Source organism: Streptomyces sp. NPDC004327 (assembly GCF_042873935.1).
GTDB lineage: Bacteria > Actinomycetota > Actinomycetes > Streptomycetales > Streptomycetaceae > Streptomyces.
Window position 1 is genome coordinate 246,872 of record NZ_JBIAME010000003.1, and the last position, 24,215, is coordinate 271,086.

Below are 24,215 nucleotides of genomic sequence, written 5' to 3' on the forward strand. Positions count from 1 at the left end.
TGACAGGTTGCGACGGACGGTTTTCGTCCGGGTCCCCGCGCACGGCGTGCCGATTGGTCTTTAGGAAGAGTAATGAGTTACGCTAAGGACATGCCTGACCTGTCCCATGGCGACGTCAACGCGGACGACGCCGCGGCCGTGAACGCGATTCGCAGCGCCGTCATGCGGCTCGGCCGGCGCCTGAAACACCAGCGCGTCGACGAGTCGCTCAGCCCGACCGAGATGTCGGTGCTCGGCACCCTGTCGCTCTGCGGCTCGGCCACCCCCGGTGAGCTGGCCCGCAAGGAGCACGTCCAGCCGCCGTCGATGACCCGCATCGTCGCGCTGCTCGAAGCCAAGGGCCTGGTCAGACTGGAGCCTCACCCCGACGACCGTCGGCAGAAGGTGGTCAGGCAGACCGAGCAGGCGGAGTCCATGCTGGAAGAGTCCCGCCGCAAACGGAACGCCTGGCTCGCCACCCTCGCCGAAGGTCTGGACGAGGACGAGTGGGCCAAGCTGCGCGCGGCCGCCCCGGTCCTGGAGAAGCTCGCACACCTCTAGCACCGATGGCCGAGGAGGCGACGCACTTTGAGCACGGGACCCGGAGCAGACTCCGCACCCGTCCATGAACCCGCACACTATTCGCGCACGGGTCCCCCGACCCGTGCGAGCAGAGGAACCTTCTCCTCACTCGGGATCCGGAACTACCGGCTGTTCTTCAGCGGAGCGATCGTCTCCAACACCGGTACCTGGATGGCCCGGATCACCCAGGACTGGCTCGTCCTGAGCCTCACCGGCTCCGCCGCCGCCGTCGGCATCACGACGGCGCTCCAGTTCCTGCCGATGCTGCTGTTCGGCCTGTACGGCGGCGTCATCGCCGACCGCTACCCGAAGCGCCGCCTCCTCCTCGTCAGCCAGACCGCGCTCGGCCTGTGCGGACTGACCCTGGCCCTGCTGACCCTCACCGGTCAGGTCCAGGTCTGGCACGTGTACCTGATCGCCTTCCTGCTCGGCATGGTCACCGTCGTCGACAACCCGACCCGGCAGTCCTTCGTCTCCGAGATGGTCGGCCCCGCGCAGCTGCGCAACGCGGTCTCGCTGAACTCGGCGAACTTCCAGTCCGCCCGCCTCGTCGGCCCCGCCGTCGCCGGTGTGCTGATCTCCACCGTCGGCAGCGGCTGGGCGTTCCTCATCAACGCCCTCTCCTTCCTCGCGCCGATCGCCGGCCTGCTGCTCATGCGGACGAGCGAACTCCACAAGGTGGAGCGCGCCCCGCGCGGCAAGGGCCAGCTGCGCGAGGGACTGAGGTACGTGGCCGGGCGCCCGGACCTGATCTGGCCGATCGTCCTCGTCGGCTTCGTCGGCACCTTCGGATTCAACTTCCCCATCTGGCTGACCGCCTTCTCCGGCGAGGTCTTCCACGTCGGCGCCGGCACGTACGGCTTCCTCAACACCCTCATGGCCGCCGGCTCCCTCGCCGGCGCCCTCCTCGCGGCGCGCCGCGGCTCTACCCGGCTGCGCATGCTGGTGGTCGCGGCCGGCGTCTTCGGCGCGCTGGAGATCGCGGCGGCCCTCTCGCCCGCGTTCTGGCTGTTCGCGCTGCTGCTCGTCCCGATCGGCATGATCGGCCTGACCGTCAACATCAGCGCCAACTCCGCCGTCCAGATGGCGACGGACCCCGTCATGCGCGGCCGCGTGATGAGCCTCTACATGATGGTCTTCGCCGGCGGCACCCCGATCGGCGCGCCGCTCCTCGGCTGGGTGACCGACACCTACGGCGCGCGCGTCGGCTTCGCCACGGGCGGCCTGGTGTCGCTGCTCGCCGCCGCCGCCATCGGCCTGATCCTGGCCCGCGTGGGCGGCCTGAAGCTCGCGATGGGCTGGCACCACGGCCACCCGAGCGTCCGCTTCGTCCCGCAGGAGCGGGAAGCGGAACTGGCCCCGGCGGCCTGACCCGAGGCGCGGGCCATCGTCCGGCTGGGGCGGTGGGGGTTTCCCGGACGAAGTGGGGGCGGGTACACAGGACGGCGCCCCGGCGGGCGCGTTCCGCCCCTGGCCTGCCGGGTCTGTGGCCCAGGGCCTGCGGGGCCAGTGACGGACGGTGCCGTCCGTCGCAGGCCCCGCGCCCCCCAGGGGCGGCGCCTCAGACCCGGCGCTCCAGCACCTGCCCCTCCCACTCGCCCACCGCGAACGCCTCCGTACGGGTGAACCCCTGTCGCTCGTAGTACGCCACGAGCCGGCCCTCGCTGCCCGCGAAGCAGTCCACCCGCAGCAGCGACACCCCCGCCTCCCGCGTCACCTCCGCCGCGTGCGCGAGCAGCGCCGCGCCCACGCCGTGGCCGTGGCGGCGGCCGTCGGTGGCGAGGAAGCGTACGTAGCGCTCGGGCTCGGCCGCCGGCGGCACGTGCTCGCCCGGGTGCGGGGTCAGCGTGAGCGTGCCGACCGGGGCGCCGTCGAGCTCGGCGATCCACGGCTCGCCCTCCGCGACCAGCCGCTCGATCAGCGCCACCGTCTTCGGCCGGACGCTGAACGGCTCCGTGCCCCACTGCGCCGTGATGCCCTGCCGGTTCAGCCACACCACCGCGCTGTCGAATATCCCGAGCATCGCGGGAACGTCGTCCGCCGTACCGCGCCTGATCTTGATCCCGTTGTCCATCCGACCGAGGTTAGACCCGTCGATGCCTGGGACACTCGCCGTATGAGGCTTTTCGCCGCCGTCGTCCCGCCGCCCGCGCAGCTCGCCGAGCTCGCCCGCGAGGCCGACCGCCTCGCCCACCTGCCCGACGCCGACCGGCTGCGCTGGACCTCGCGGCCCGGCTGGCACTTCACGCTCGCGTTCATGGGCGAGGTCGACGAGGAGCTGCTGCCGGACCTGCGCGCCCGGCTCGGCCGGGCCGCGCACCGCACGGCGCCGTTCCCGCTGCGGCTGCACGGTGGCGGGCACTTCGGCCGGGCGGTGCTGTGGACGGGCGCGGCCGGCGACCTGGACGAGCTGCGCCTCCTCGCCGAGCGCGCGGACGCCGCGGCCCGCCGCGCCGGCGTCCCGATGGACGAGCACCGCCGCTACCAGGCCCACCTCACCGTCGCCCGCGCCCGCGGCCGCACCCGCGCCGACGAGGTGGACCTCCGCCCCTTCGTCGACGCGCTGGCCGGCTTCGAGGGCACCCGCTGGCAGGTGGAGGAGCTGGCCCTGATCCGCAGCAACCTTCCCGGCGGCGGCACACCGGGAGCCCAGTCGCGCTACGAGACGGTCGCTTCGTGGCCGCTCGGCGCGCCGGGTTAACCTCGTGAGGTGGACCCGAAAACCCGTAACCGGATCATGGCCGGTGTGCTCGTGCTGATGTTCGCGATCGTCGCGGTGGCGTCGTTGGTCAACCAGTAGCGCTCGCGAGCCCCGCGAAACCGACGCTTGCTTCGAGTGGACTCGAAGGCGTTGGCTTGGCGGTCATGGAGTACACGCAGCTCGGACGCACGGGACTCAAGGTCAGCCGACTCGTTCTCGGCACGATGAACTTCGGTCCGCAGACCGACGAACCGACCAGCCACGCCATCATGGACGCCGCGCTCGACGCGGGCCTCAACTTCTTCGACACCGCGAACGTGTACGGGCAGACCGCGGGCAAGGGACGCACCGAGGAGATCATCGGCTCCTGGTTCGCCAAGGACCCGGCCCACCGCGACAAGGTGGTCCTCGCCACCAAGATGTACGGGAACATGGGCGAGGGCGCCGGGCCCGCCTGGCCCAACCACGACAAGCTGTCCGCCGTGAACATCCGGCGGTCCGTCGAGGCCAGCCTCAAGCGGCTCGGCACCGATTACATCGACGTCTACCAGTTCCACCACGTGGACCGCCTGACTCCCTTCGAGGAGATCTGGCAGGCCGTGGACGTGCTGGTCCGGCAGGGCAAGATCCTCTACGCCGGCTCGTCCAACTTCCCCGGCTACAAGATCGCCCAGGCCAACGAGGCCGCCGCCCGCCGCGGCATGGTCGGCCTGGTCAGCGAGCAGTGTCACTACAACCTGTACGAGCGGCGCGCCGAGATGGAGGTGATCCCGGCGGCCCAGGAGTACGGGCTCGGGGTCATCCCCTGGTCGCCGCTGGGCGGCGGCCTGCTCGGCGGGGTGATCCGCAAGGAGGTCCGGGGCGGGCGACGGGCCGGCGGCCGGGCCGCGGAGCTGCTGAAGGATCCGGCGACGCGGGCCCGCGTCCAGGCGTACGAGGACCTGCTCGACAAGCACGGCCTGGACCCGGCGGAGACGGCGCTGGCCTGGCTCCTGACCCGTCCGGGCGTGACGGGCCCGATCATCGGCCCGCGGACGGCGGAGCAGCTCCGGGGCGCGCTGCGCGCGCTCGACGTCGAGCCGGGCGAGGAGCTGCTGGCCTCCCTCGACGAGATCTTCCCGGGCCCGGGCCCGTCGCCGGAGGCGTTCGCCTGGTGACCGTCCGGACGGCCTGAGGCCGTCGGGTCCTGGCGAGCCGGTTCGGCGCGTTCGGCTGGTACGTGGTCGTCAGGTCCTGCCGAGCCGGTTCGGCGCGTCCGGCCGGTGCGTGGCCGTCACGCCCCGCCGAGCCAGCTCGTCGCGTCCAGTCGGTACGCCGTCTCGGCGGGGACGACGGTGCGCAGGGCCGCCTCCAGGTCGCGGACGCGGTCCGCGCCGAGGCGGGCGGCCCACTCGGCGCGCAGTGCGTCGAAGACGGCGGCCGAGCGGGCGAGAGCGTCGGTGCCGTACGGGGTGAGCCGGACGAGCTTGCGGCGGGCGTCGTGCGGGTCGTCGGCGCGCTCGGCGTAGCCGACGGCGAGCAGCCGGTCCACGGTCTTGCCGGCCGCCTGCTTGGAGACGCCGAGGCGCCGCCCGATGTCGCTGGCGGTGGAGCCGTACGGGCTCGCGGCGATGGCCTGGAGGGCGAAGCCGTGCGCGGGGCGCAGTTCCGGGTGGCCCTGGCGGGCGAGTTCGGCGTGCAGCCGGTCGATGAGGGTGCGGAAGCCGGCGAAGAGCAGCAGCGGCAGCTCGTAGCCAGGGGGGTCCCCGGGATCGGGACAGGGATCGGGATCGGGATCGCCCGAGGGAATCCCCTTGCGACTATCGACAACCTGGTTTACGTTTTCCCCATCGACATGGTCAACCATGTTGTCCATCTTAGCTCTGGGGGATCTGCTTTGTCGTTCGACCTGCCCGCCCGCACCGCCGACGCCGTCGCCGTCCTCAAGGCGACGTCCCCGCACACCCTCGACGCCTTCCTCAAGCTCAGCGAGATCTTCGAGTCGACGACCCTCGACGCGCACTCCCGCGAGACCGTGATCCTCGCCGTCGCCGAACGCAACCAGTGCCACCTCTGCGTCGCCATGCACGAGACGAAGCTGGCGGCTCTCGGCCCGGCCCCGTCCGCCGAACGCCTCGACGCCGTACGCCGCTTCACCCTCCAGGTCCTCGCGGCCTCGGGCGCGGTGAGCGACGCCGAACTCGACGCGTTCTTCTCCCACGGCTACACCCGGCAGAACGCCCTGGAGGTCGTCCTCGGCATCGGCGCCTACACCGTCTCCACCTTCGCCAACCGGCTCACCCGCGTGGCGTGAGCGGGTTTCCGGGCGCCGAGCGGGGGCCGGGTGCCGAACGGCGCTCAGGCGCCGAACGGGGCCAGGTCGGGCTCCACCCAGCCCGACCGGGCGGCGTCGCCGGCCAGGGTCTCGGGCCGGTAGTGGCGGCCGAGCAGGTCTTGTCGAACAACTCGCGGTGACGCGCGGCGAAGCCGTGAAAGTCGCCGTCCCCTCCGGGCGGTCAAGTTCCGTGCGAGCATGGCGCGATGAGCCACGACAACACCGTGAGTGCCCGGAAGAATATCGGGTCGGGATCGCCGCTCGAACCGCGGATCGGTTTCTCCCGAGCTGTCCGCAAAGGATCCCACATCGCCGTGGCCGGGACCGCGCCCATCGCCGACGACGGCACCACCGCCGGCATCGGCGACGTCCACGCCCAGACCGCCCGCTGCATCGACATCGCCGAGACCGCGCTCAGGGCCGCCGGCGCCTCGCTCGGCGACGTCGTGCGCACCCGGATCATGCTCACCGACATCACCACCTGGAAGGCGGCGGCGCAGGCCCACGGCGAACGGTTCGCGGACGTGCGCCCGGTGACGACCTTCGTCGAGGTCTCCCGCTTCATCGACCCCGACTGGCTGGTGGAGATCGAGGTCGACGCGATCCTCGACCAGACTGACCAGGCCGACCAGACAGACCAGGCCGACTAGCCCGCGTACGGGCCGCCGAGCCCCCACGCCTGGTGCATGGCGTCCGCGAAGGCCGCCGCCAGCTTCCGCTCGCCCGTCGGACCCGGGTGCGTGCCGTCGTACGTGTCCGCGTGGATGTCGTACGACTCCGGGACCGTCGCGAGCAGCAGCGGCGACGCGGCCGTGTCCAGGTCGGCGACCGTCTTCGCGAGCAGCTCGTTGAAGCGGGCGCACTCGGCGGCGAAGGGGGCGTCGTACGTGGCGCGGATGTTCGGGATGACGGGCAGCAGCACCGCCCGCACCCGCGGGTTCGCGGCGCGCGCGGCGGCCAGGAAGGCGCGGACGTTCTCCGTGGTCTGGTCGCAGTTGGTGTAGAAGCCGAGGTCGATCAGGCCGAGCGAGACGAGCAGCACGTCCGCGCCGCCCGCCGTCACCGCGTCCCCGACGAGCGGCGCCATGTGCAGCCAGCCCTCGCCCCAGCCGGCCAGATGGCGGCGGGCCGCGGCCGGGAACTCCGGGTCGGCGTACGCCTCCGAGGTGGCGGCGTCGTCGGCGGCCTCGTACACCGCGGTGCGCGGCCCCACGATCTCGTAGGCACCGGGAAGCACCGATTCCAGGTGTTGCCACATCCGGTAGCGCCAGGTGAAGTCGCCGGCGCGTCCGATGGTCATGCTGTCGCCGACGAACAGAAAACGCATGGTCGACATCATCACCGACGATCATCGGCGCGGGAGCACGGCGGCGACGTGATCCCGAACACCCGGGCGACCGCCGGGTGCCGTGGCAGGCTTGAGGTCATGCGATCTGCTGCGCTGCGCGTCCTCGGTGCCACGGCCGCCCTCGTCCTGGCGTCGGCGGTGCCGGCCGTCGCGGTGGCGGACGACCAGGGCCCCGACCGGGACTTCACGATCGAGGACCCGCGGATCACCGAGTCCAGCGGCCTCGCCGCCAGCCGCGCCCACCCGGGCGTCTACTGGACGCACAACGACCAGGACGCGCCCCTGATCTACGGCGTCGACTCCCGTACGGGACGCACCGTCGCGACCCTCACCATGAAGGGCGTCGGCACCCCGCGCGACATGGAGGGCATCTCCGTCGGCCCCGACGGAGACATCTACGTCGGCGACATCGGCGACAACCTCGACGGCTCCTGGGACCACGTCTGGATCTACCGCTTCCCCGAGCCGGAGCAACTGCGCGACCAGACCGTCCGCGCCACCCAGTACGACGTGAAGTACGCCGACGGCGCCCGCAACGCCGAGGCCCTGATGGTCCATCCGAAGACCGGCCGGGTCTACATCGCCAGCAAGAACCAGAAGGGCGGCGGCCTCTACGAGGGCCCCGAGCGCCTCTCCACCACCCGCACCAACGTCTTCCGCCGCGTCGGCGAGGTCCCGTGGGTGACCGACGGCGCCTTCTCGCCGGCCGGCGACCGGCTCGTCCTGCGCGGCTACTTCGCCGCCGACGAGTACGCCTGGAAGAACGGCCGCCTCGCCGACGACGGCACCGCCGTCGCCGCCCCCTTCCAGGGCCAGGCCGAATCGGTGACGTACACCCCGGACGGCTCGGCCTTCATGTTCGGCTCGGAGGGCAAGCAGAGCCGGGTGATCCGCGTGGACCGCGAGGGCGTCACCCCCTCACCCGGCACCACCGGCCCCGGCGCGCCCGCTCCCACCGGCCCGGGCGGGACCGGCGCGAGCGGCGAGAGCAAGGGGAACGCCACCGTGGGCGTCCTGGTGCTCGGCGCGGCCGCGGCGCTGTTCGTGGGCTTCCGGCGACTGGTGCGCCGCCGGCGCTGAAGAGGAGGGTCAGCAGGGGCTCAGGTACCAGACCCAGCGCCAGTCGGCGTGGGCGTCGGAGCTGTAACCGCCGGGCGAGGTCCAGCGGAGGATCTTGTCCGAGTCGTAGAACTTCGCGTACAGGGTCGAGCGCTGGGCGTTGATCCACGAGCCGGTCGTGTACCAGTTGATGAGGTTCAGGGTGTTGCAGGTGAAGAGGTTGAGCTGGTCGCCCGTGAAGTTCTCGTACTTGTAGGCGCATACGTACGTGCTCGGGCACGCGCTCGTCACGCCGAGGCCCGCCTTCGGCGCGTCGAGGTCACGGACCTTCCGCTCGCCGGGCAGTGTCAGTAGCAGCTCGCCACCGGGCAGGGCGATCTTGTTGGCGGCGATCTGGGTGCCGTGGTTCTCGGCCAGATAGCCGTCGACGCGCTGTTGCAGGCTGCGGGCCTGGGCGGCGGTCAGTCCCGCGCGCTCGGCCTGCGCCGAGAAGTCGTTCGCGGCCGTGCGGGGCCCGTCGGCGGCGCTCGCGGCGCCCGGGACGGCCACGAGTGCCACGAGTGCCACGACAAGGGCGGCGAGGAGCTTGCCCGGCCCGCCGGGCCGTGAGATTCCGTGCTTCGTCACTGCGTTGCCTCTCTGCTTCACGTTTCTTCGCACCTGGCGCGGTGCCGGCCACCACTGTGGGGCGGGTCGCCGGCCGGCGTCGTTGGCAGCGGGCGCAGAGTCGCTTCGCACCGGGCGCAGACGGGCCTTCAGCGCACGGGAGTTGTCCGACATCCCGCTGTTCCGGCGGCCCGCCGAGCCCCAACCATGGCCGTGTACACATCACCGTGGAGCGGGGGCTTCGTGACGGGTACGGCGACGCGTGCGCAGACGGTCAGTGTCAGTGCGCGGGACGGCTTCGAGTCCTGGTCGGGCATGGTCGGCGACCTCGTGATGCCGGTCTCCATCACCAGCCCGTACGTCGAGCGCTTCCGCGGCACGGCGACGGCGCTCGACCTCACCCACACCGATCTGTCCGCTTTCGCCTTCTCGCCGATGTCCGCCCGGCGCGGCGCCGGGCACATCCGGCGCGCGGACCCGGAGAACTACTTCCTCTTCCTCGTCCACGGCAGCCCGGTCGGCCTGGAACAGGGCCGCAACCAGAGCCTGCTCCGCGCCGGGGACATGGCGCTCTTCGACTCCTCGCACCCGATGAGCTGCGAGTTCCTCGACGAGGGCCGGCTCTCCCGGGTCTCGCTGCTGCGGGTGCCCCGGAGCACCCTGCCGCTGCCCGTGGACCACGCCGACCGGCTCCTCGGCACCCGGCTCGCCACCGGCACCGCCACGGGAACGCTGCTCGCCTCGTACCTGACCGGGCTGCGCACCCGTGCCGGCAGCTGCGACCCGGCGGAGCTGCCGCGCCTGGGCTCCGTCGGCCTCGACCTGTGTGCCGCCTATCTCGCCGCGCAGTCCGCGGGCCCCGCAGCGCTGCCCGCGGAGGCCCGAAGACAGGTCCTGATGGCCCGCATCCGCGCCTTCGTCCAGAACAACCTGCCCGACCCGGGTCTCGATCCGGCCGCCGTCGCGGCGCACCACCACATCTCCGTACGCCTGCTCCACGCGCTGTTCCGCGACGAGCCCGAGACCATCGGCGCCACGATCCGCCGGCTCCGTCTCGAACGCAGCCGGGCCGACCTGGCCGATCCGCGGCTCGGTCACTCCAGGGTCGGCGAGATCGCGACGCGCTGGGGGTTCCGGCACCCGGCGGACTTCAGCCGGGCCTTCCGCCGCGCGTACGGCATGCCGCCCAGCGACTACCGCCGCCTGGCCCTGCCCGCCCCGAACGCAGCCGCCGGCCGGCCCGGCGCCGGACAGGCCGAGGGCCCGGCGTCGGTCGTGTCCGATGCCGGGCCCTCGTACGGTGTGTGAGGCCGTGGAGCCGTGACGGCTGCCGCGGCTGTTACAGCTGGCCGATGACGTGGTCGATGCAGGCCGTAAGCGCCCGCACGTCCGCCGGGTCGATCGCCGGGAACATCGCGATGCGCAGCTGGTTGCGGCCCAGCTTGCGGTACGGCTCGGTGTCGACGATGCCGTTGGCGCGCAGGACCTTGGCGACGGCGGCCGCGTCGATGTCGTCGGAGAAGTCGATCGTGCCGATGACCTGCGAGCGCTTCGCCGGGTCGGTGACGAACGGCGTCGCGTACTTGGAGTCCTCGGCCCAGCCGTACAGGGCGTCCGAGGACTCCTTCGTGCGGGCCACGGCCCAGTCCAGACCGCCCTGGCCGTTGATCCACTTCAGCTGCTCGTTGAGCAGGAAGAGGGTCGCGAGGGCCGGGGTGTTGTACGTCTGGTTCTTCAGGGAGTTGTCGATCGCGGTCGGCAGGCTGAAGAACTCCGGGATGTGCCGGCCCGACTCGTGGATCTTCTTCGCGCGCTCCAGCGCGGCCGGCGAGAACGCGGCCAGCCACAGACCGCCGTCGGCGGCGAAGGACTTCTGCGGGGCGAAGTAGTAGACGTCCGTCTCGGTGATGTCGACCGGCAGACCGCCGGCGCCCGAGGTCGCGTCGACCAGCACGAGCGCGCCCTCGTCGGCGCCCGCGACCCGCTTCAGCGGGGCGGCGACACCGGTGGAGGTCTCGTTGTGGGTGAAGGCGTAGACGTCGACGCCCGCCTCGGCGACCGGCTCCGGGTGGGTGCCCGGGTCGGCGGAGACGACGGTCGGGTCGGCCAGCCACGGGGCCAGCTTCGCGGCCTTCGCGAACTTCGAGGAGAACTCGCCGAAGGTGAGGTGCTGCGACTTGTTCTCGATGAGACCGTGCGTCGCGACGTCCCAGAAGGCGGTCGAGCCGCCGTTGCCCAGGATCACCTCGTAGCCCTCGGGCAGCGAGAACAGGTCACTGATGCCGGCACGCACCTCGCCGACCAGGTTCTTGACCCGGGGCTGGCGGTGGGAGGTGCCGAGGTAGGAGGTGCCGGTGGCCGCCAGGGCGTCCAGCGCCTCCGTGCGCACCTTGGAGGGGCCCGCGCCGAAACGGCCATCGGCGGGCTTCATGTCAGCGGGAATCTGGATATCGGCCACGAGGCGGAGCGTATCGGGTCGGCGAAGCGGGATCGCGGGATGTCCGCCCGATGAGACGAGGACTGAGACATTCTGTAGTCGTGGGATCACACAAGAATTCGGCGGGGGAACCGGTCCGCGAGCCGGCGGACGGGCTTGCGCGCGCGCTGCGCGCCGCCGTCTCGGGCGACGTCGACTTCTCCGCCACCGCCCGGGCCCTGACCTCGATGGACGCCTCCAACTACCGGCGCGTGCCGCTCGGTGTCGTCGCCCCGCGCGACGCCGACGACCTGGCCGCCGCGCTCGCCGTGTGCCGTACGTACGAGGTGCCGGTCGTCGCCCGCGGCGGCGGCACGTCCATCGCCGGGCAGGCCACCGGCACGGGCGTCGTGCTCGACCTCACCCGCCACATGCGGCAGTTGGTGTCCCTCGACCCCGAGGCGCGCACCGCCGTCGTCCAGCCCGGCCTCGTCCTCGACCGGCTGCGGGACGCGGCCCGCCCGCACGGCCTGACCTTCGGTCCCGACCCGTCCACGCACAGCCGCTGCACCCTGGGCGGCATGATCGGCAACAACGCGTGCGGCGCGCACTCGGTGGCGTGGGGGACGACCGCCGACAACGTGCGGGCGCTCGACGTCGTCACGTACGACGGCCGGCGGGCCACGCTCGGGAAGCGGTGGCAGGGCGCGCCGGCCGGGCTGCGGGAGCTGGTCGGAAGCCGGCTCGCGCTGCTGCGCACCGGCTATCCGCAGGGCCTGCCGCGCCGCATCTCCGGCTACGCCCTCGACGCGCTGCTGCCCGAGCGCGGCGCGGACGTGGCCCGCTTCCTGTGCGGGAGCGAGGGCACCCTCGGCGTGGTCACGGAGGCGACGGTGCGGCTGGTGCCGCTGCCGGCCGAACCCGTCCTCGTGGTCCTCGGGTACGCGGACGAGAGCGCGGCCGCGGACGCGGCGGCCGGGTTGCTGCCGTACCGGCCGCTGACCGTCGAGGGCATGGCCGCCGATCTCGTGCGGGACGGGGCCGGGCGGGCCGGGCTGCCGCGCGGCGGGGCCTGGCTGTTCGCCGAGGTCGACGGCGCCGGGGCGGCCGGCGCGCTGGTGCGGGCGGCGGACGCCCTGGACGCCCTCGTGGTGCGCGACCCGGCCGGGCAGCGGGCGCTGTGGCGGATCCGCGAGGACGCGGCCGGCACGGCGACGCGGACCCCGGAGGGCGGGGAGGCGTGGCCGGGCTGGGAGGACTGCGCGGTGCCGCCGGCCCGCCTCGGCTCGTACCTGCGCGCCTTCCGTTCGCTGCTGCGTCAGTACGGGCTGCACGGCGTGCCGTACGGGCACTTCGGCGACGGCTGCGTCCACGTCCGCATCGACTTCGACCTGTGGACGCCGGACGGCGTGGCGCGCTTCCGGGAGTTCTCGGCGGACGTCGCCGACCTGGTGGTGGCGCACGGCGGTTCGCTGTCCGGCGAGCACGGCGACGGCAAGGCGCGGGCGGAACTGCTGCCGAGGATGTACGGGGACGAGCTGGTCGCGCTGTTCGGCGCGGTCAAGGACCTGTGGGACCCGGACGGCGGGCTCAACCCGGGGATGCTGGTGCGCCCGGAGCCGCTGGACTCGGGACTGAGGTTCACCGGCCTGCCGGTCGTGCGGGCGGGGGAGGAGCCGCCGGAGCCGGGCGCGGGGTCGGTGGCGCGCCTCGGGCGGGAGGCCGCGCGCTGCGTGGGCGTTGCCAAGTGCCGTGCGGAGGGCCCGAGTTCGGGGCCGGGCGTGATGTGCCCCTCGTACCGGGCGACCGGCGAGGAGCGGCACTCCACGCGCGGCCGGGCGCGCCTCCTGCACGAGATGGCGCTCGGCGGGACGATCACCGACGGGCTGCGCTCCGAGGAGGTCCGGGAGGCCCTCGATCTGTGCCTGTCCTGCAAGGGCTGCCGCAGCGACTGTCCCGTGGGCGTCGACATGGCCGCGTACAAGGCGGAGTTCCTGCACGGCCACTACGCCGGGCGGCGCGCCCTCGGGCGGCCGCGTTCGCACTGGTCGATGGGCGGACTGCCGCACTGGCTCGACGTGTTCGGGCGCGGGCTCAACGCGGCCATGCGGCTGCCGTTCGCCGCGCGGATCGCCGGCGTCACGCCGGAGCGGGCCATGCCGAGGGTGGCCGAGCGGTCCTTCGTGTCCTGGTTCGGCGAGCGCGCCTCCGGCCGGCCGCCCGCGCTCACCCTGTGGCCCGACACCTTCACCGACCACCTCGCGCCGCACGTCGGCGCCGCGGCGGTACGGGTCATGGAGGCGGCCGGGCTCGGTGTGGCGCTGCCGCCGGGCCGGGTCTGCTGCGGGCTCACGTACGTGTCGACCGGCCGGCTCGACGCGGCGCGCCGCGTGATGCGCCGCACGCTGGACGTCATGGACGAAGCCGCGCCCGGCCTGCCGGTCGTGGTCCTCGAACCGTCCTGCGCGGCCGCCCTGCGCGGCGACCTGCCCGAGCTGCTCCCGGACGATCCGCGCGCGGCCCGGCTCGCCGCCTCCGTCCGCACCTTCGCCGAGGCCCTGGAGGAACTCGCCCCCGACTGGACGCCGCCGCGCCTCGGCCGCCCGGTCGCCGGCCAGACCCACTGCCACCAGCACGCCGTCCTGGGCGACGCGGCGGACCGGCGGCTGCGCCGGCGGGCGGGACTGGACGGCGAGCTGGCGGGCGGCTGCTGCGGTCTCGCGGGCGACTTCGGCTTCGAGCCGGGCCACTACGAGGTGTCGATGGCCTGCGCCGAGGACCAGCTGCTGCCGGCGCTGCGGGCGGCGCCGCCGGACGCGGTCGTCCTCGCCGACGGCTTCTCCTGCCGTACGCAGATCACGCACGCGGCCGGGGACCGCCACCCGCGCCATCTGGCGGAGGTCCTGGCGGAAGCGCTGGACGAGTCGCCGTAGGCGCGGCCCCGGGGAGCTGGCCGCAGAGGGCTGGCCGCAGGGGGCTGGTCGCAGTGGGCCAGCCGCGGGGGCCAGCCGCAGTGGACTAGCCGATGCTGAGGGCGTCCTCGGCGTTGTCGACCCACGGGGTGACGGAGGACTTGTCCGAGACGTGGAAGCCGGGCGTGGTGGCCTTCAGGGGCGTCTGCGTCAGGTCGGACTCGGTGTCCATGGTCAGCTTGATGAAGGACACGGTCTTGCTGCCCGCGCCGCCGGCGCCGCCCGTCAGCCCCGCGTACGCCGTCTGACCCGGCTTCAGCAGGAGCGCGTCCTCGATCCCGGGTGCCGCGCCCACCTGGTGCGCCGCCCCGTCGAGGTCGCCGAAGGTGACGATCGGGTGGCCGAGGGCCCGGCACGCCTTGCCGGACTTGTTGGTGACCTTCAGCAGGTAGCTGCTGGTGGTGGGCTCCGCGAGCTCCGCCTTGAACGTCACGTCGAAGGTGCTGCACGGGAAGACGTCGTAGTCGGGGCCGGTCGACGGCTTCGCGGTCTTGGTCGTGCCGGGTGCGGCGGTCGGCTTCGGCGCCTTCGGGGCGGAGGGCTTGGGGGCGTCCGTCGTCGGCGCCGCCGTCGCCGTCGCGTCCGGCGTGGCGGAGGACGTGCCGGAGGTGGCCGACGCGGTCGGCGCGCCGGCGGCCCCGTCCTCGGACGGTCCGCAGGCGGTCAGGCCCAGCGCGGACACGGCGACGAGGACGGCGGCGGCTCTGCGGACGGCGGCTCTGCGGACGGTGCTGCTCATGGTGGTTCTCCCCCGATGACGAAGCGCGCGTGCGGCGTGCTCGCGCTGTGGTGAGTTGTGGTGATCATCAGGATCCCGTGGCAGCTTCACAACTTGGTGACGGCGCCTTTCCGAATTCACCACGGTTCGGGGCGGGGTGGGCACGGCGGGCGTCAGCGCTCCCCTTCCTCCGCGATCTCCCGCGCCATGTCCACCAGCGCGCCCGTCGCCGGATGCCGGTCCCCGTCGCGCCAGGCCAGCAGCACCGGCAGCGGGGGCGCGTCGGCCAGCGGGCGGTAGGCGACCCCGGGGTGGGGGTGGAGGGTGGCGGTGGAGACGGCGGAGACACCGATGCCGCGGCCGGCGGCGATCGCGGTCAGCCAGTCGTCGGTGTTGGCGACGGTGAGGGTGGAGCGGGGGCGGCCGGCCGGCGGCCAGAGGTCGAGGGTGGTGGTGCCGGAGACCGGGTTGAGGACCGCCGGGTGCGCGGCCAGGTCCGCGAGGGTCAGCGATGCGCGCGCGGCGAGCGGGCTGTCGGCCGGCACGGCCGCCACGCGCCGTTCCGTGAGGAGCTCCTCGGCCGCGAGGCCGGGGATCTCCACCGGCCCGCGGAGCAGCGCCGCGTCGACCTCGCCGCGCAGCAGCCCGGCGGTGCGGTCGTCGACGCGCAGGAGTTCGAGCGGGGTCTCGGGGTGTTCGCGCTGCCAGCGGCGCAGCAGGGGCGTGGTGTACGGGCCGAAGGCCGACCAGGCGTGGCCGAGGCGGAGCGGCCGGTGGCGCAGGCGGGCGGGGTCGACGGCCGCGTCGAAGGCGGCGACGGCGGCCGCGGCCCGGTCGCGGACGTCACGGCCTTCGGGCGTGAGCGACACGTGGTGGGTCGAGCGGTCGGCGAGCCGCGCGCCCAGGTGCTTCTCCAGCGCCGCGAGCGTGCGGGACACGGCGGGCTGGGTGAGGTGGAGGCGGGCGGCGGCGCGGGTGAGGTTGCCCTCCTCCGCGATGGCGAGAAAGCAGCGGAGGTGGCGCAGCTCGATGCTCGTGCGGCTCATGCGTGCGGAGCATAAGCGCAGCGCAATCGGCATTTCACTCGCCGCGCGGGCGCTCTTAGCGTGAGTGGTGGAGTCTTGAACCAGTGGTGCATTACTCTGGACTTCGAAGTCCAATGAAATGGACTTCCGACCCGTCAAGCAAGGAGCACGCCGGTGGACAGCCCGGTCAAGGACATCCCCGTGGCCCAAGCCGCCACCGCCACCACCGCCGTCGCCGCGCCCGCGTCCGCGCCCGCCGGCCGGTCCCACCGCCTCGGGCCCGTCGCCCTCGTCGTCGCCGGCGGGCTCTCCGTGCAGTTCGGCTCCGCCGTCGCCGTCCTCCTGATGCCCCGCGCCGGCGCCCTCGGCGTCGTCACGCTGCGGCTGGTCCTCGCCGCCGCCGTGCTCCTGATCGCCTGCCGGCCCAAGGTCCGCGGCTACACCCGCGCCGACTGGGGCACGGTGCTCGCCTTCGGAGCCGCCATGTCGGGGATGAACATCCTCTTCTACCTCGCCGTCGACCGGATCCCGCTCGGCGCCGCCGTCACCCTCGAAGTGCTCGGCCCGCTCGTGCTCTCCGTCGTGGCCTCCCGCCGCCTGGTCAACCTGCTCTGGGCCGGCCTCGCCGTCGTCGGCGTCGCCCTGCTCAGCGGGGTCACGAGCGGCGGCCTCGACCGGCTGAACCCGGCCGGCGCCTGCTTCGCCCTCGCCGCGGGCGCCATGTGGGCCACGTACATCGTCTTCAGCGCCCGCACCGGCCGCCGCTTCCCGCAGGCGGACGGGCTGGCCCTGGCGATGGCCGTCGGCGCGGTGATCAGCCTGCCGTTCGGCATCACGGAGGCGGGCGACCGGCTGCTCGTCCCGTCGACGATCGGCCTCGGCCTCGCCGTCGCGCTGATGTCCTCCGTGCTGCCGTACACGCTCGAACTGCTCGCCCTGCGCCGCCTCCCGGCCCCCACCTTCGCGATCCTCATGAGCCTGGAACCGGCCATCGCCGCGACCGCCGGCTTCCTCGTCCTGCACCAGGCGCTCGACCTGACGGACGCGCTCGCGATCGCGCTGGTCATCGCGGCGAGCATGGGCGCGGTACGCACCCAGGTGGCCCGCTCGTCCCACTGAGCCCGCGCCGGCCGGTGCCGGCCTCGGCGGGCCGGTGCCGGCCTCAGCGCTTGCGGCGCTTCTTCTTCCGGTTGTGCGTGACGCCCGCCGTCGTCAGGAGCAGGACCGCCGCTGCCGCGGCCCCGGCGGTGCCCGCGTCCGTATCGCCGTCGGCGCCCGCCGCCGACGGCGAGGCGGCCTGCGCCGCCGCGACCGGAAGGGCGAGCAGGAGCGTGGTCACCGCTCCGACCACTGCCGTTCGAATGCGCATGGACCGTCCTTGACCGTGTGGCGGATGCCGCTCGCCGGGACCGATGGGGCGGAGGGTAGGACGCCCCGCCGCCCCGGACAGTTGCTACGACGCCTGCAGCGCGTCCACCACCACCATCCGCCGCACCCGCCGCGCCGGCAGCACCGAGGCCGCGACGCCCGTCAGGACCGTGGCGGCGAGCAGCGCGAGGATCGTCAGGGCGGTGCCGCCCGAGGAGGCGAGGACCGCCAGCGGGGAGATGCGGCCGCCCATGACGGAGCGGGCCGCGAGGGTGCCGTACACCAGGCCGAGGAGGGTGCCGGCGAGGGCGCCCGAGAGGGCCAGGAGGACGGACTCCAGGGTGAGCATGCGGCGCAGCTGCCCGCCGGCGAGGCCGATGGCCCGCAGCATGCCGAACTCGCGCGTCCGCTCCTCCACCGTCAGCATCAGCGTCGCCGCCACGCCGAGGGCCGCGATGGTCATCGAGAAGCCGAGCAGCACGGTGACCACGAGCATCAGCCGGTCGAGCATCGTGCGGACGATGGCCGCGTCGGAGCCGGTGTCCGCGACGCGGATGCCGGGGTACGAGGTGAGGGCGCGGTCGAGCGCGGTGCGGGCGTCGTCGTGGGAGACGCCGTCCGCCGGGTTGACGAGCACGGTCGCCGTGCGCGAGCCGGCCGCCCCGGCCAGCCGGTCGAACGTCGGGCCCGTGACGTACAGCGTCGCCTCCGGGTACAGCCCCACGGGCAGCATCTCGCCGCCCCGGACGACCGTGAGGCCCGGAGCCGAGCCGAAGCCCAGCGCCTCGCCGTCCCTCAGCGAGCGCGCCGCCGCCATGCCCTCCGCGTCCGGGTTGAGGCCGGCCGGGTCGGCGGTGGCGACGACGGTGGAGCGGTGGCCGGCAACCGGCACGGTCGCCGTGCGGACCGGGGTCGCCGTCAGCGCGTGCTCGGCGCGCAGGGCGGCGAGGGCGGTGGGCGGGACGGGCGCGCCGTCCGCGTCCAGGGCGAAGACGGCGGGCATGCGGTTGGCCAGCATCTCCTCCAGGCCGCCCTTGGTGATGTCGATCGCGGTGACCGCCGACACGGCGACGGTCACGCCCACGAGCATCGCGGAGGCGGCGGCGCTGGTGCGCGAGGCGTTGGCGCGCAGCTGCTGGACGGAGAGGCGGCCGACGGTGCCGAGCGGGCGGCGCAGGGCCAGGCCGATCAGGGCGACGAGCGGCGGCAGCAGGTGACGCCCGTAGCGCAGCACGGCGAAGAAGGTGAGGATCGCGCCGCCGGTGACGGCGAGGAGCGAGAGCGCCGAGCCGCCGAACGCGCCGAGGACGAGCAGTCCCGCGCCCGCCACCAGCATCAGCACGGAGACGACCTCGCGGACGGCACGGCTGCCGGGCTCGGGCAGCGTCGCGGTGCCGCTCGCCGCGAGCGCGGCGACCGGCGGGACGGCGGAGGCGGCGCGGGCGGGGCGGCGGACGGCCCAGAGGGTGAGGAGCACGCCGAAGATCCCGCCGAGGACGAAGGTCCAGCGGCCCGGCATCAGGGAGATGCTGACGGGGCCGAGGTCGGCGAGGCCGTTCAGGAGCACGGTGCCGAGGGCGCAGGCGCCGGCGCCCGCCGCGAGGCCGGCGGCGGAGGCGAGCACGCCGAGCAGCAGGCCCTGGCGGCGGATGATCCGGCGGACCTGGTCGCGGTCGGTGCCGACGCAGCGCAGCAGGGCGAGCTGGCGGGCGCGCTGGGCGAGGACGACGGAGAAGGTGTTGGTGACGACCATGCGCGCGACGGCCATCGCGATGAGGACGAAGGAGAGCGCGGCGGTGAGCACGACGGCGTACATCGTCTTGCCGCTCTCCTTGGCCTGCGCGACCGCGCCGGCGTGCGTGCGGGCCGCGACGCCGTCGCCGAGTGCCGCATGGACGGCCTTGGCGGCGGCGAGCGCGTCGGCGCCGGGGCGCAGGGCCAGGTCGAGGTGGGTGGCGCGCAGGCCGGTGGCGTAGGTGGCGGTGTCGGCGTACGGGACGCCGATGGCGGGCTGCGAGCCGAGCGTCTGCGAGGCGGAGGTGTCGAGCAGGCCGGTGAGGCGTACGTCGGCGGTGCCGCCGGCCGCCTTCGTGAGCCGTACGGTGTCGCCGACCCGGGCGCCGACGCGCGCCGCGCTGTCCTGGTCGAGCGCGATCTCGCCGTGGCGCGCCGGCCAGTCGCCGGTGGCGAGCCGCTGCCAGCGCAGGGCCGGGTCGGCGGCGACGGAGGTGACGAGCGCCCGGGCGTCGAGCGGGCGACCGGTGGGCGTGAGCACGTTGGCGTGGCCGGTCAGCCGCTCGGCGACGGCAGCCACCTGGGGCACGCGCGCCGCCTTGCCGGCCGCGCCCTTCGGCAGTCCGCCGCCCGGCACGCCGTCGCGCGCGGTGACCTGCACGGCCGCCTCGCCCACGTCGGCCGCCGCCGACTGCTCGTACGACTGGACGAGCGCGCCCGCGCCGCCGACGGACAGGACGAGGAACGCCACGCCGACGGCGACGGCCGCGCCGGTGAGGACGAGTTGGCGCAGCTGGGCGCGGAAGTCCTTGAGCGTGAAGGACAGCAGGGAGGGGGAGGACGGCATGCCTCCACGCTAGGAGCGGGCGGCCCCGCCGCACGGCCCCACCAGGCACGATTCGGGGTCATCCCGGAGTCGTCGGGACGGCGCGCCGGGCGTACCTCTCCGGGATGACGCGGGGTGCGACTCAGGGCGCGGAGGCCGTCCCCGACCCGGCCATATTTTTAAAGCAAGCACGCTTGATTGTTTCTTTGGCGGCTGCCATGCTCCTCGTGCACGTCGCCCGTGGCCCGCCCGTCCCCGAGGGGAGCGCTCCGTGTCCGACCCAGCCGTCGTCCTTGACGACCTGCGCGCCGAGAGCGAGGAAGTCGACGCTCTGGTACGGGAGTTGACCGCCGAGCAGTGGGCGGCGCCGACGCCCGCGCCGCGCTGGACCGTCGCCCACCAGATCGCCCACCTCGCCTGGACCGACGCGGCCGCGCTGCTCGCCGCGACCGACCCCGAGGCGTTCGCGGCCGAGGCGGCGAAGGCGCTCGACGCGCCCGACCGCTTCGTCGACGACGGCGCCGAGGAGGGCGCGGCCCTGCCGCCCGCCGAGCTGCTCGCCCGCTGGCGCGAGGGCCGCGAACGGCTCCACCGGGTACTGCGCGAGGCCCCGCCCGGCACCCGCTTCCCCTGGTACGGGCCCGCCATGAGCGCCGTGTCGCTCGCGACCGCGCGGCTCATGGAGACCTGGGCGCACGGCCAGGACGTGGCCGACGCCCTCGGCGTGGTGCGCCGGCCCACGGCCCGGCTGCGCCACGTGGCGTGGATCGGGCTGCGGGCCCGTGACTACGCGTACCTGGTGCGCGGCCTGACCCCGCCCGCCGAGCCCTTCCGCCTCGAACTCACCGCGCCCGACGGCGAGTCGTGGTCGTTCGGCCCCGAAGGCGCGACCCAGACCGTCACCGGCCCCGCCCTCGACTTCTGCCTCCTGGTCACCCAGCGCGTCCACCGCGCCGACACCGCGCTCGTCGCGCACGGCGCCGACGCCGAGGAGTGGCTCGGCATCGCCCAGGCGTTCGCGGGCCCGGCCGGACAGGGCCGCGCACCGAAGGAGGACGCGCCGGCGGAGGACGCGCCGACGGAGGACGCGCCGACGGGAGACGCGCCGACGGGAGACGCGCCGACGGACGACGCGCCGACGGACGTTGCACCGAGGGAAGACGCGCCGGCGGAGGACGCGCCGGCGGACGACGCGCCCAAGACGGCCGCGCCCAAGACCGCCGCGCCCAAGGAAGGCGCACCCAAGGAGGCCGGGGCGTGATTCTCCGTATCGGCAACGCGTCCGGCTTCTACGGCGACCGCTTCGACGCGGTCCGCGAGATGCTGACCGGGGGCGGGCTCGACGTCCTCACCGGCGACTACCTCGCCGAGCTGACCATGCTCATCCTCGGCCGCGACCTGCTCAAGGACCCCTCCGCCGGGTACGCGAAGACCTTCCTGCGCCAGATGGAGGAGGGCCTCGGGCTCGCCCACGAGCGCGGCACCCGCATCGTCACCAACGCCGGCGGCCTCAACCCGGCCGGCCTCGCCGACGCCCTGCGCGCGCTGGCCGGGCGACTGGGCGTGCCGGTCCGTGTCGCCCATGTCGAGGGCGACCGACTGCCGCCGCGGCCGGGCGTACTGGCGGGCAACGCCTATCTCGGCGGCGGCGGCATCGCCGCCGCCCTCGCCGCCGGCGCGGACGTCGTCGTCACCGGCCGGGTCACCGACGCGGCCCTCGTCACCGGGCCCGCGCAGTGGTTCTTCGGCTGGAACCCGCAGGACGCCGACTGGCACGACAAGATGGCCGGCGCGGTCGTCGCCGGGCACGTCCTGGAGTGCGGCACCCAGGCCACCGGCGGCAACTACGCCTTCTTCACCGACCACGATCCCGCCCTGCTCCGCCGCCCCGGCTTCCCGCTCGCCGAACTCCGTGCCGACGGCAGCGCCGTCATCACCAAGCACCCGGGCACGGGCGGGATCGTCGACACCGGCACCGTCACCGCCCAGCTGCTCTACGAGACGGCCGGCGCCCGCTACGCCGGGCCCGACGTGACCGCCCGCCTCGACACCGTACGGCTCACCCAGGACGGGCCGGACCGGGTGCGCATCGACGGGGTGCGGGGCGAGGCGCCGCCGCCGACGCTCAAGGCGGGCCTGTGCCGGCTCGGCGGCTTCCGCAACGAGGTCGTGTTCGTGCTCACCGGCCTCGACATCGAGGCGAAGGCCGCCCTGGTCCGCGCGCAGGTCACCGACGCGCTGACCGCCGGCGACGGCAAGTCCGCGCCCGCCGAGATCCGTTGGGAGCTCGCCCGCACCGACCGCGCGGACGCCGGCACCGAGGAGACGGCCAGCGCCCTGCTCCGGCTCGTCGTCCGCGACCCCGACCCCGAGAAGGTCGGCCGCACCCTGACCGGGGCCGCGATCGAGACGGCCCTCGCGAGCTATCCCGGCTTCCACGTCACCGCCCCGCCCGGCAAGGGCGCCCCCTACGGGGTCTTCGAGTCCGCGTTCGTCCCCGTCGAGGACGTCCCGCACACGGCGGTGCTGCCCGACGGGACCCGCGCCGCCGTCCCCGTACCGCCGCGCACCAGGCCCCTCGAAGCCGTACCGGAACCGGACCTGCCGGAACCGCTGCCCGCGGGCCCGGTCCGGCGGGCGCCGCTCGGCGCCGTCGCCGGCGCCCGCAGCGGCGACAAGGGCGGCGACGCCAACGTCGGCGTCTGGGCCCGCACGGAGCAGGAGTGGCGCTGGCTCGCCCACACCCTCACCGCCGACCGCCTGCGCGCACTGCTCCCGGAGACGGCCGGCCTGCCGGTCGAGCGGCACGTGCTGCCGAACCTGCGGGCCCTCAACTTCACGATCACCGGGATCCTCGGCGAGGGCGTCGCCTCCCAGGCCCGGTTCGACCCCCAGGCCAAGGCCCTGGGCGAGTGGCTGCGCTCGCGCCACCTCGACATCCCGGAGGAACTGCTGTGACCGTCCTCGCCTCCGCCCTCGACACCGGCGGACCGGACTACGCGGCCCACCGCGCCGCCATGCTCGACAAGCTCACCGCGCTCGACGCCGAGCACGCCAAGGCGCTCGCGGGCGGCGGCGAGAAGTACACGGCCCGGCACCGCGAGCGCGGCAAGCTGCTCGCCCGCGAGCGGATCGAACTCCTCGTCGACCCCGACACGCCCTTCCTCGAACTGTCGCCGCTCGCCGCCCACGGCAGCGACTATCCCGTCGGGGCGTCCCTGGTGACCGGCATCGGGCTCATCGAAGGCGTCGAGTGCCTGATCACCGCCAACGACCCCACGGTGCGCGGCGGCGCCTCCAACCCGTGGACGCTGAAGAAGGCGCTGCGCGCCAATGAGATCGCGTACGCCAACCGGCTCCCGGTCGTCTCGCTCGTCGAGTCCGGCGGCGCCGACCTGCCCTCCCAGAAGGAGATCTTCATCCCGGGCGGCGCGCTCTTCCGCGACCTGACCCGGCTCTCCGCCGCCGGCATCCCGACGGTCGCCGTCGTCTTCGGCAACTCGACGGCGGGCGGCGCCTACGTGCCCGGCATGTCCGACCACACCGTGATGATCAAGGAGCGGTCGAAGGTCTTCCTCGGCGGCCCGCCGCTGGTGAAGATGGCGACGGGGGAGGAGAGCGACGACGAGTCGCTCGGCGGCGCCGAGATGCACGCCCGCACCTCCGGGCTCGCCGACCACTACGCCGTCGACGAGCACGACGCGCTGCGCCAGGCCCGCCGGATCGTCGCCCGCCTCAACCACCGCAAGGCGCACCCCGATCCGGACCCGCTGACGGTCGAGCCGCCGAAGTACGCCGAGGAGGAGCTGCTCGGGATCGTGCCGGGCGACCTCAAGACGCCGTTCGACCCGCGCGAGGTGATCGCCCGGATCGTCGACGGCTCGGACTTCGACGAGTTCAAGCCGCTGTACGGGCCGAGCCTGGTGACCGGCTGGGCCCGGCTGCACGGCTATCCGGTCGGCGTCCTCGCCAACGCGCAGGGCGTGCTGTTCAGCGCCGAGTCCCAGAAGGCCGCCCAGTTCATCCAGCTGGCGAACCAGCGCGACATCCCGCTGGTCTTCCTGCACAACACCACCGGCTACATGGTCGGCAGGGAGTACGAGCAGGGCGGCATCATCAAGCACGGCGCGATGATGATCAACGCGGTGTCGAACTCGACGGTCCCGCACCTGTCCGTGCTGATGGGCGCCTCGTACGGTGCCGGGCACTACGGCATGTGCGGCCGGGCCTACGACCCGCGCTTCCTCTTCGCCTGGCCCAGCGCCAAGTCCGCCGTCATGGGCCCGCAGCAGCTCGCGGGCGTGCTGTCCATCGTGGCGCGGGCGAGCGCGGCGGCGAAGGGGCAGCCCTACGACGAGGAGGCGGACGCGGGGCTGCGGGCGCTCGTCGAGGCGCAGATCGAGTCGGAGTCGCTGCCCATGTTCCTGTCGGGGCGGCTGTACGACGACGGGGTCATCGACCCGCGCGACACGCGCACCGTCCTCGGGCTCTGCCTGTCCGCGATCCACACGGCACCGGTCGAGGGCGCGCGCGGCGGCTTCGGCGTCTTCCGAATGTGAGGCCACTC

At 74.0% G+C, this 24,215-nt stretch carries 21 protein-coding genes and 1 pseudogene; 13 read left to right on the forward strand and 9 right to left on the reverse strand.

Going from position 1 to position 24,215, the window contains the following annotated elements; translation table 11 throughout:
• Positions 1-90 precede the first annotated feature (90 nt).
• Both ACFYU9_RS11640 and ACFYU9_RS11645 read left to right on the forward strand, forming a co-directional pair.
• The gene (locus ACFYU9_RS11640) at positions 91-540 is read left to right on the forward strand and encodes a MarR family winged helix-turn-helix transcriptional regulator (RefSeq protein WP_389205017.1); all 450 of its coding nucleotides are present in this window, start codon (positions 91-93) and stop codon (positions 538-540) included.
• Positions 541-567: 27 nt separating this feature from the next.
• A complete protein-coding gene (locus ACFYU9_RS11645; protein ID WP_389344365.1) occupies positions 568-1,932 on the forward strand; it encodes an MFS transporter in 1,365 nt (454 codons plus the stop codon).
• 190 nt (positions 1,933-2,122) lie between these two features.
• On the opposite strand, the gene ACFYU9_RS11650 is transcribed toward ACFYU9_RS11645, so the two are convergent.
• Positions 2,123-2,635, reverse strand: coding sequence for a GNAT family N-acetyltransferase (locus ACFYU9_RS11650; RefSeq protein ID WP_389205015.1), 513 nt, complete (start codon positions 2,633-2,635; stop codon positions 2,123-2,125).
• Positions 2,636-2,677: 42 nt separating this feature from the next.
• On the opposite strand from ACFYU9_RS11650, the gene thpR reads away from it, so the two are divergent.
• Positions 2,678-3,262 (forward strand): RNA 2',3'-cyclic phosphodiesterase, encoded by a 585-nt coding sequence (thpR, locus tag ACFYU9_RS11655; protein WP_389344367.1) that lies wholly within the window; start codon positions 2,678-2,680, stop codon positions 3,260-3,262.
• 164 nt (positions 3,263-3,426) lie between these two features.
• A complete protein-coding gene (locus tag ACFYU9_RS11660; protein ID WP_389344369.1) occupies positions 3,427-4,419 on the forward strand; it encodes an aldo/keto reductase in 993 nt (330 codons plus the stop codon).
• Positions 4,420-4,535: 116 nt separating this feature from the next.
• On the opposite strand, the gene ACFYU9_RS11665 is transcribed toward ACFYU9_RS11660, so the two are convergent.
• Positions 4,536-5,117, reverse strand: a complete 582-nt coding sequence (locus ACFYU9_RS11665; protein WP_389344371.1) for a MarR family winged helix-turn-helix transcriptional regulator — start codon at positions 5,115-5,117, stop codon at positions 4,536-4,538.
• Between the two features lie 21 nt (positions 5,118-5,138).
• Between ACFYU9_RS11665 and ACFYU9_RS11670 the strand changes: the two genes are divergently transcribed.
• Entirely contained in the window at positions 5,139-5,555 is a 417-nt protein-coding gene (locus ACFYU9_RS11670; protein ID WP_389344373.1) for a carboxymuconolactone decarboxylase family protein, read from the forward strand.
• A 227-nt stretch (positions 5,556-5,782) separates the two neighbouring features.
• On the forward strand, positions 5,783-6,226 hold the full coding sequence (locus ACFYU9_RS11675) for a RidA family protein (RefSeq protein ID WP_389344375.1): 444 nt from the start codon (positions 5,783-5,785) through the stop codon (positions 6,224-6,226).
• On the opposite strand, the gene ACFYU9_RS11680 is transcribed toward ACFYU9_RS11675, so the two are convergent.
• Entirely contained in the window at positions 6,223-6,903 is a 681-nt protein-coding gene (locus ACFYU9_RS11680) for a GDSL-type esterase/lipase family protein (protein WP_389205008.1), read from the reverse strand. The genes ACFYU9_RS11675 and ACFYU9_RS11680 overlap by 4 nt on opposite strands.
• Positions 6,904-7,002: 99 nt before the next feature.
• Between ACFYU9_RS11680 and ACFYU9_RS11685 the strand changes: the two genes are divergently transcribed.
• Positions 7,003-8,004 carry a WD40 repeat domain-containing protein gene (locus tag ACFYU9_RS11685; protein WP_389344377.1) on the forward strand — a complete coding sequence of 334 codons (1,002 nt, stop codon included), beginning with the start codon at positions 7,003-7,005 and terminating at the stop codon, positions 8,002-8,004.
• A 9-nt stretch (positions 8,005-8,013) separates the two neighbouring features.
• Here ACFYU9_RS11685 and ACFYU9_RS11690 read toward each other — a convergent pair whose 3' ends face one another.
• A complete protein-coding gene (locus tag ACFYU9_RS11690) occupies positions 8,014-8,610 on the reverse strand; it encodes a peptidase inhibitor family I36 protein (RefSeq protein WP_389205006.1) in 597 nt (198 codons plus the stop codon).
• A gap of 222 nt (positions 8,611-8,832) precedes the next feature.
• Between ACFYU9_RS11690 and ACFYU9_RS11695 the strand changes: the two genes are divergently transcribed.
• A complete protein-coding gene (locus ACFYU9_RS11695; protein WP_389205005.1) occupies positions 8,833-9,897 on the forward strand; it encodes a helix-turn-helix domain-containing protein in 1,065 nt (354 codons plus the stop codon).
• A gap of 31 nt (positions 9,898-9,928) precedes the next feature.
• On the opposite strand, the gene serC is transcribed toward ACFYU9_RS11695, so the two are convergent.
• On the reverse strand, positions 9,929-11,047 hold the full coding sequence (serC, locus tag ACFYU9_RS11700; RefSeq protein ID WP_389205004.1) for a phosphoserine transaminase: 1,119 nt from the start codon (positions 11,045-11,047) through the stop codon (positions 9,929-9,931).
• A 50-nt stretch (positions 11,048-11,097) separates the two neighbouring features.
• Between serC and ACFYU9_RS11705 the strand changes: the two genes are divergently transcribed.
• Positions 11,098-13,938 carry an FAD-binding and (Fe-S)-binding domain-containing protein gene (locus tag ACFYU9_RS11705; RefSeq protein ID WP_389344379.1) on the forward strand — a complete coding sequence of 947 codons (2,841 nt, stop codon included), beginning with the start codon at positions 11,098-11,100 and terminating at the stop codon, positions 13,936-13,938.
• 85 nt (positions 13,939-14,023) lie between these two features.
• On the opposite strand, the gene ACFYU9_RS11710 is transcribed toward ACFYU9_RS11705, so the two are convergent.
• Positions 14,024-14,716, reverse strand: coding sequence for a DUF4232 domain-containing protein (locus tag ACFYU9_RS11710; protein WP_389344381.1), 693 nt, complete (start codon positions 14,714-14,716; stop codon positions 14,024-14,026).
• A gap of 152 nt (positions 14,717-14,868) precedes the next feature.
• Positions 14,869-15,774: a LysR family transcriptional regulator gene (locus ACFYU9_RS11715; protein WP_389344383.1), complete on the reverse strand. Its 906-nt coding sequence runs from the start codon at positions 15,772-15,774 to the stop codon at positions 14,869-14,871.
• A gap of 120 nt (positions 15,775-15,894) precedes the next feature.
• Between ACFYU9_RS11715 and ACFYU9_RS11720 the strand changes: the two genes are divergently transcribed.
• A complete protein-coding gene (locus ACFYU9_RS11720) occupies positions 15,895-16,839 on the forward strand; it encodes a DMT family transporter (protein WP_389344385.1) in 945 nt (314 codons plus the stop codon).
• A gap of 43 nt (positions 16,840-16,882) precedes the next feature.
• Here the strand turns inward: ACFYU9_RS11720 and ACFYU9_RS11725 are convergent, their stop codons facing one another.
• Together ACFYU9_RS11725 and ACFYU9_RS11730 are read right to left on the reverse strand one after the other, a co-directional pair.
• On the reverse strand, positions 16,883-17,089 hold the full coding sequence (locus tag ACFYU9_RS11725; RefSeq protein ID WP_389204998.1) for a hypothetical protein: 207 nt from the start codon (positions 17,087-17,089) through the stop codon (positions 16,883-16,885).
• Between the two features lie 84 nt (positions 17,090-17,173).
• Entirely contained in the window at positions 17,174-19,669 is a 2,496-nt protein-coding gene (locus ACFYU9_RS11730; RefSeq protein WP_389344387.1) for an FtsX-like permease family protein, read from the reverse strand.
• A gap of 250 nt (positions 19,670-19,919) precedes the next feature.
• Between ACFYU9_RS11730 and ACFYU9_RS11735 the strand changes: the two are divergent.
• The 3 genes and pseudogenes from ACFYU9_RS11735 to ACFYU9_RS11745 all read left to right on the forward strand — a co-directional run.
• A pseudogene (locus ACFYU9_RS11735) lies at positions 19,920-20,699 on the forward strand (TIGR03084 family metal-binding protein); the annotation flags it as partial.
• Between the two features lie 206 nt (positions 20,700-20,905).
• On the forward strand, positions 20,906-22,606 hold the full coding sequence (locus ACFYU9_RS11740; RefSeq protein WP_389344389.1) for an acyclic terpene utilization AtuA family protein: 1,701 nt from the start codon (positions 20,906-20,908) through the stop codon (positions 22,604-22,606).
• Complete coding sequence (locus tag ACFYU9_RS11745) at positions 22,603-24,207, forward strand: acyl-CoA carboxylase subunit beta (protein ID WP_389204995.1); 1,605 nt, start codon at positions 22,603-22,605, stop codon at positions 24,205-24,207. Before ACFYU9_RS11740 ends, ACFYU9_RS11745 begins: the two co-directional genes overlap by 4 nt.
• Positions 24,208-24,215 lie beyond the last annotated feature (8 nt).

Coding starts and splice junctions, on each gene's coding strand:
- ACFYU9_RS11640 (WP_389205017.1), top strand. CDS start 91: ATGCCTGACCTGTCCCATGGCGACGTCAACGCGGACGACGCCGCGGCC.
- ACFYU9_RS11650 (WP_389205015.1), bottom strand. CDS start 2,635: ATGGACAACGGGATCAAGATCAGGCGCGGTACGGCGGACGACGTTCCC.
- thpR (WP_389344367.1), top strand. CDS start 2,678: ATGAGGCTTTTCGCCGCCGTCGTCCCGCCGCCCGCGCAGCTCGCCGAG.
- ACFYU9_RS11660 (WP_389344369.1), top strand. CDS start 3,427: ATGGAGTACACGCAGCTCGGACGCACGGGACTCAAGGTCAGCCGACTC.
- ACFYU9_RS11665 (WP_389344371.1), bottom strand. CDS start 5,117: ATGGACAACATGGTTGACCATGTCGATGGGGAAAACGTAAACCAGGTT.
- ACFYU9_RS11675 (WP_389344375.1), top strand. CDS start 5,783: ATGAGCCACGACAACACCGTGAGTGCCCGGAAGAATATCGGGTCGGGA.
- ACFYU9_RS11680 (WP_389205008.1), bottom strand. CDS start 6,903: ATGCGTTTTCTGTTCGTCGGCGACAGCATGACCATCGGACGCGCCGGC.
- ACFYU9_RS11685 (WP_389344377.1), top strand. CDS start 7,003: ATGCGATCTGCTGCGCTGCGCGTCCTCGGTGCCACGGCCGCCCTCGTC.
- ACFYU9_RS11705 (WP_389344379.1), top strand. CDS start 11,098: ATGAGACGAGGACTGAGACATTCTGTAGTCGTGGGATCACACAAGAAT.
- ACFYU9_RS11710 (WP_389344381.1), bottom strand. CDS start 14,716: ATGAGCAGCACCGTCCGCAGAGCCGCCGTCCGCAGAGCCGCCGCCGTC.
- ACFYU9_RS11715 (WP_389344383.1), bottom strand. CDS start 15,774: ATGCCGATTGCGCTGCGCTTATGCTCCGCACGCATGAGCCGCACGAGC.
- ACFYU9_RS11725 (WP_389204998.1), bottom strand. CDS start 17,089: ATGCGCATTCGAACGGCAGTGGTCGGAGCGGTGACCACGCTCCTGCTC.
- ACFYU9_RS11730 (WP_389344387.1), bottom strand. CDS start 19,669: ATGCCGTCCTCCCCCTCCCTGCTGTCCTTCACGCTCAAGGACTTCCGC.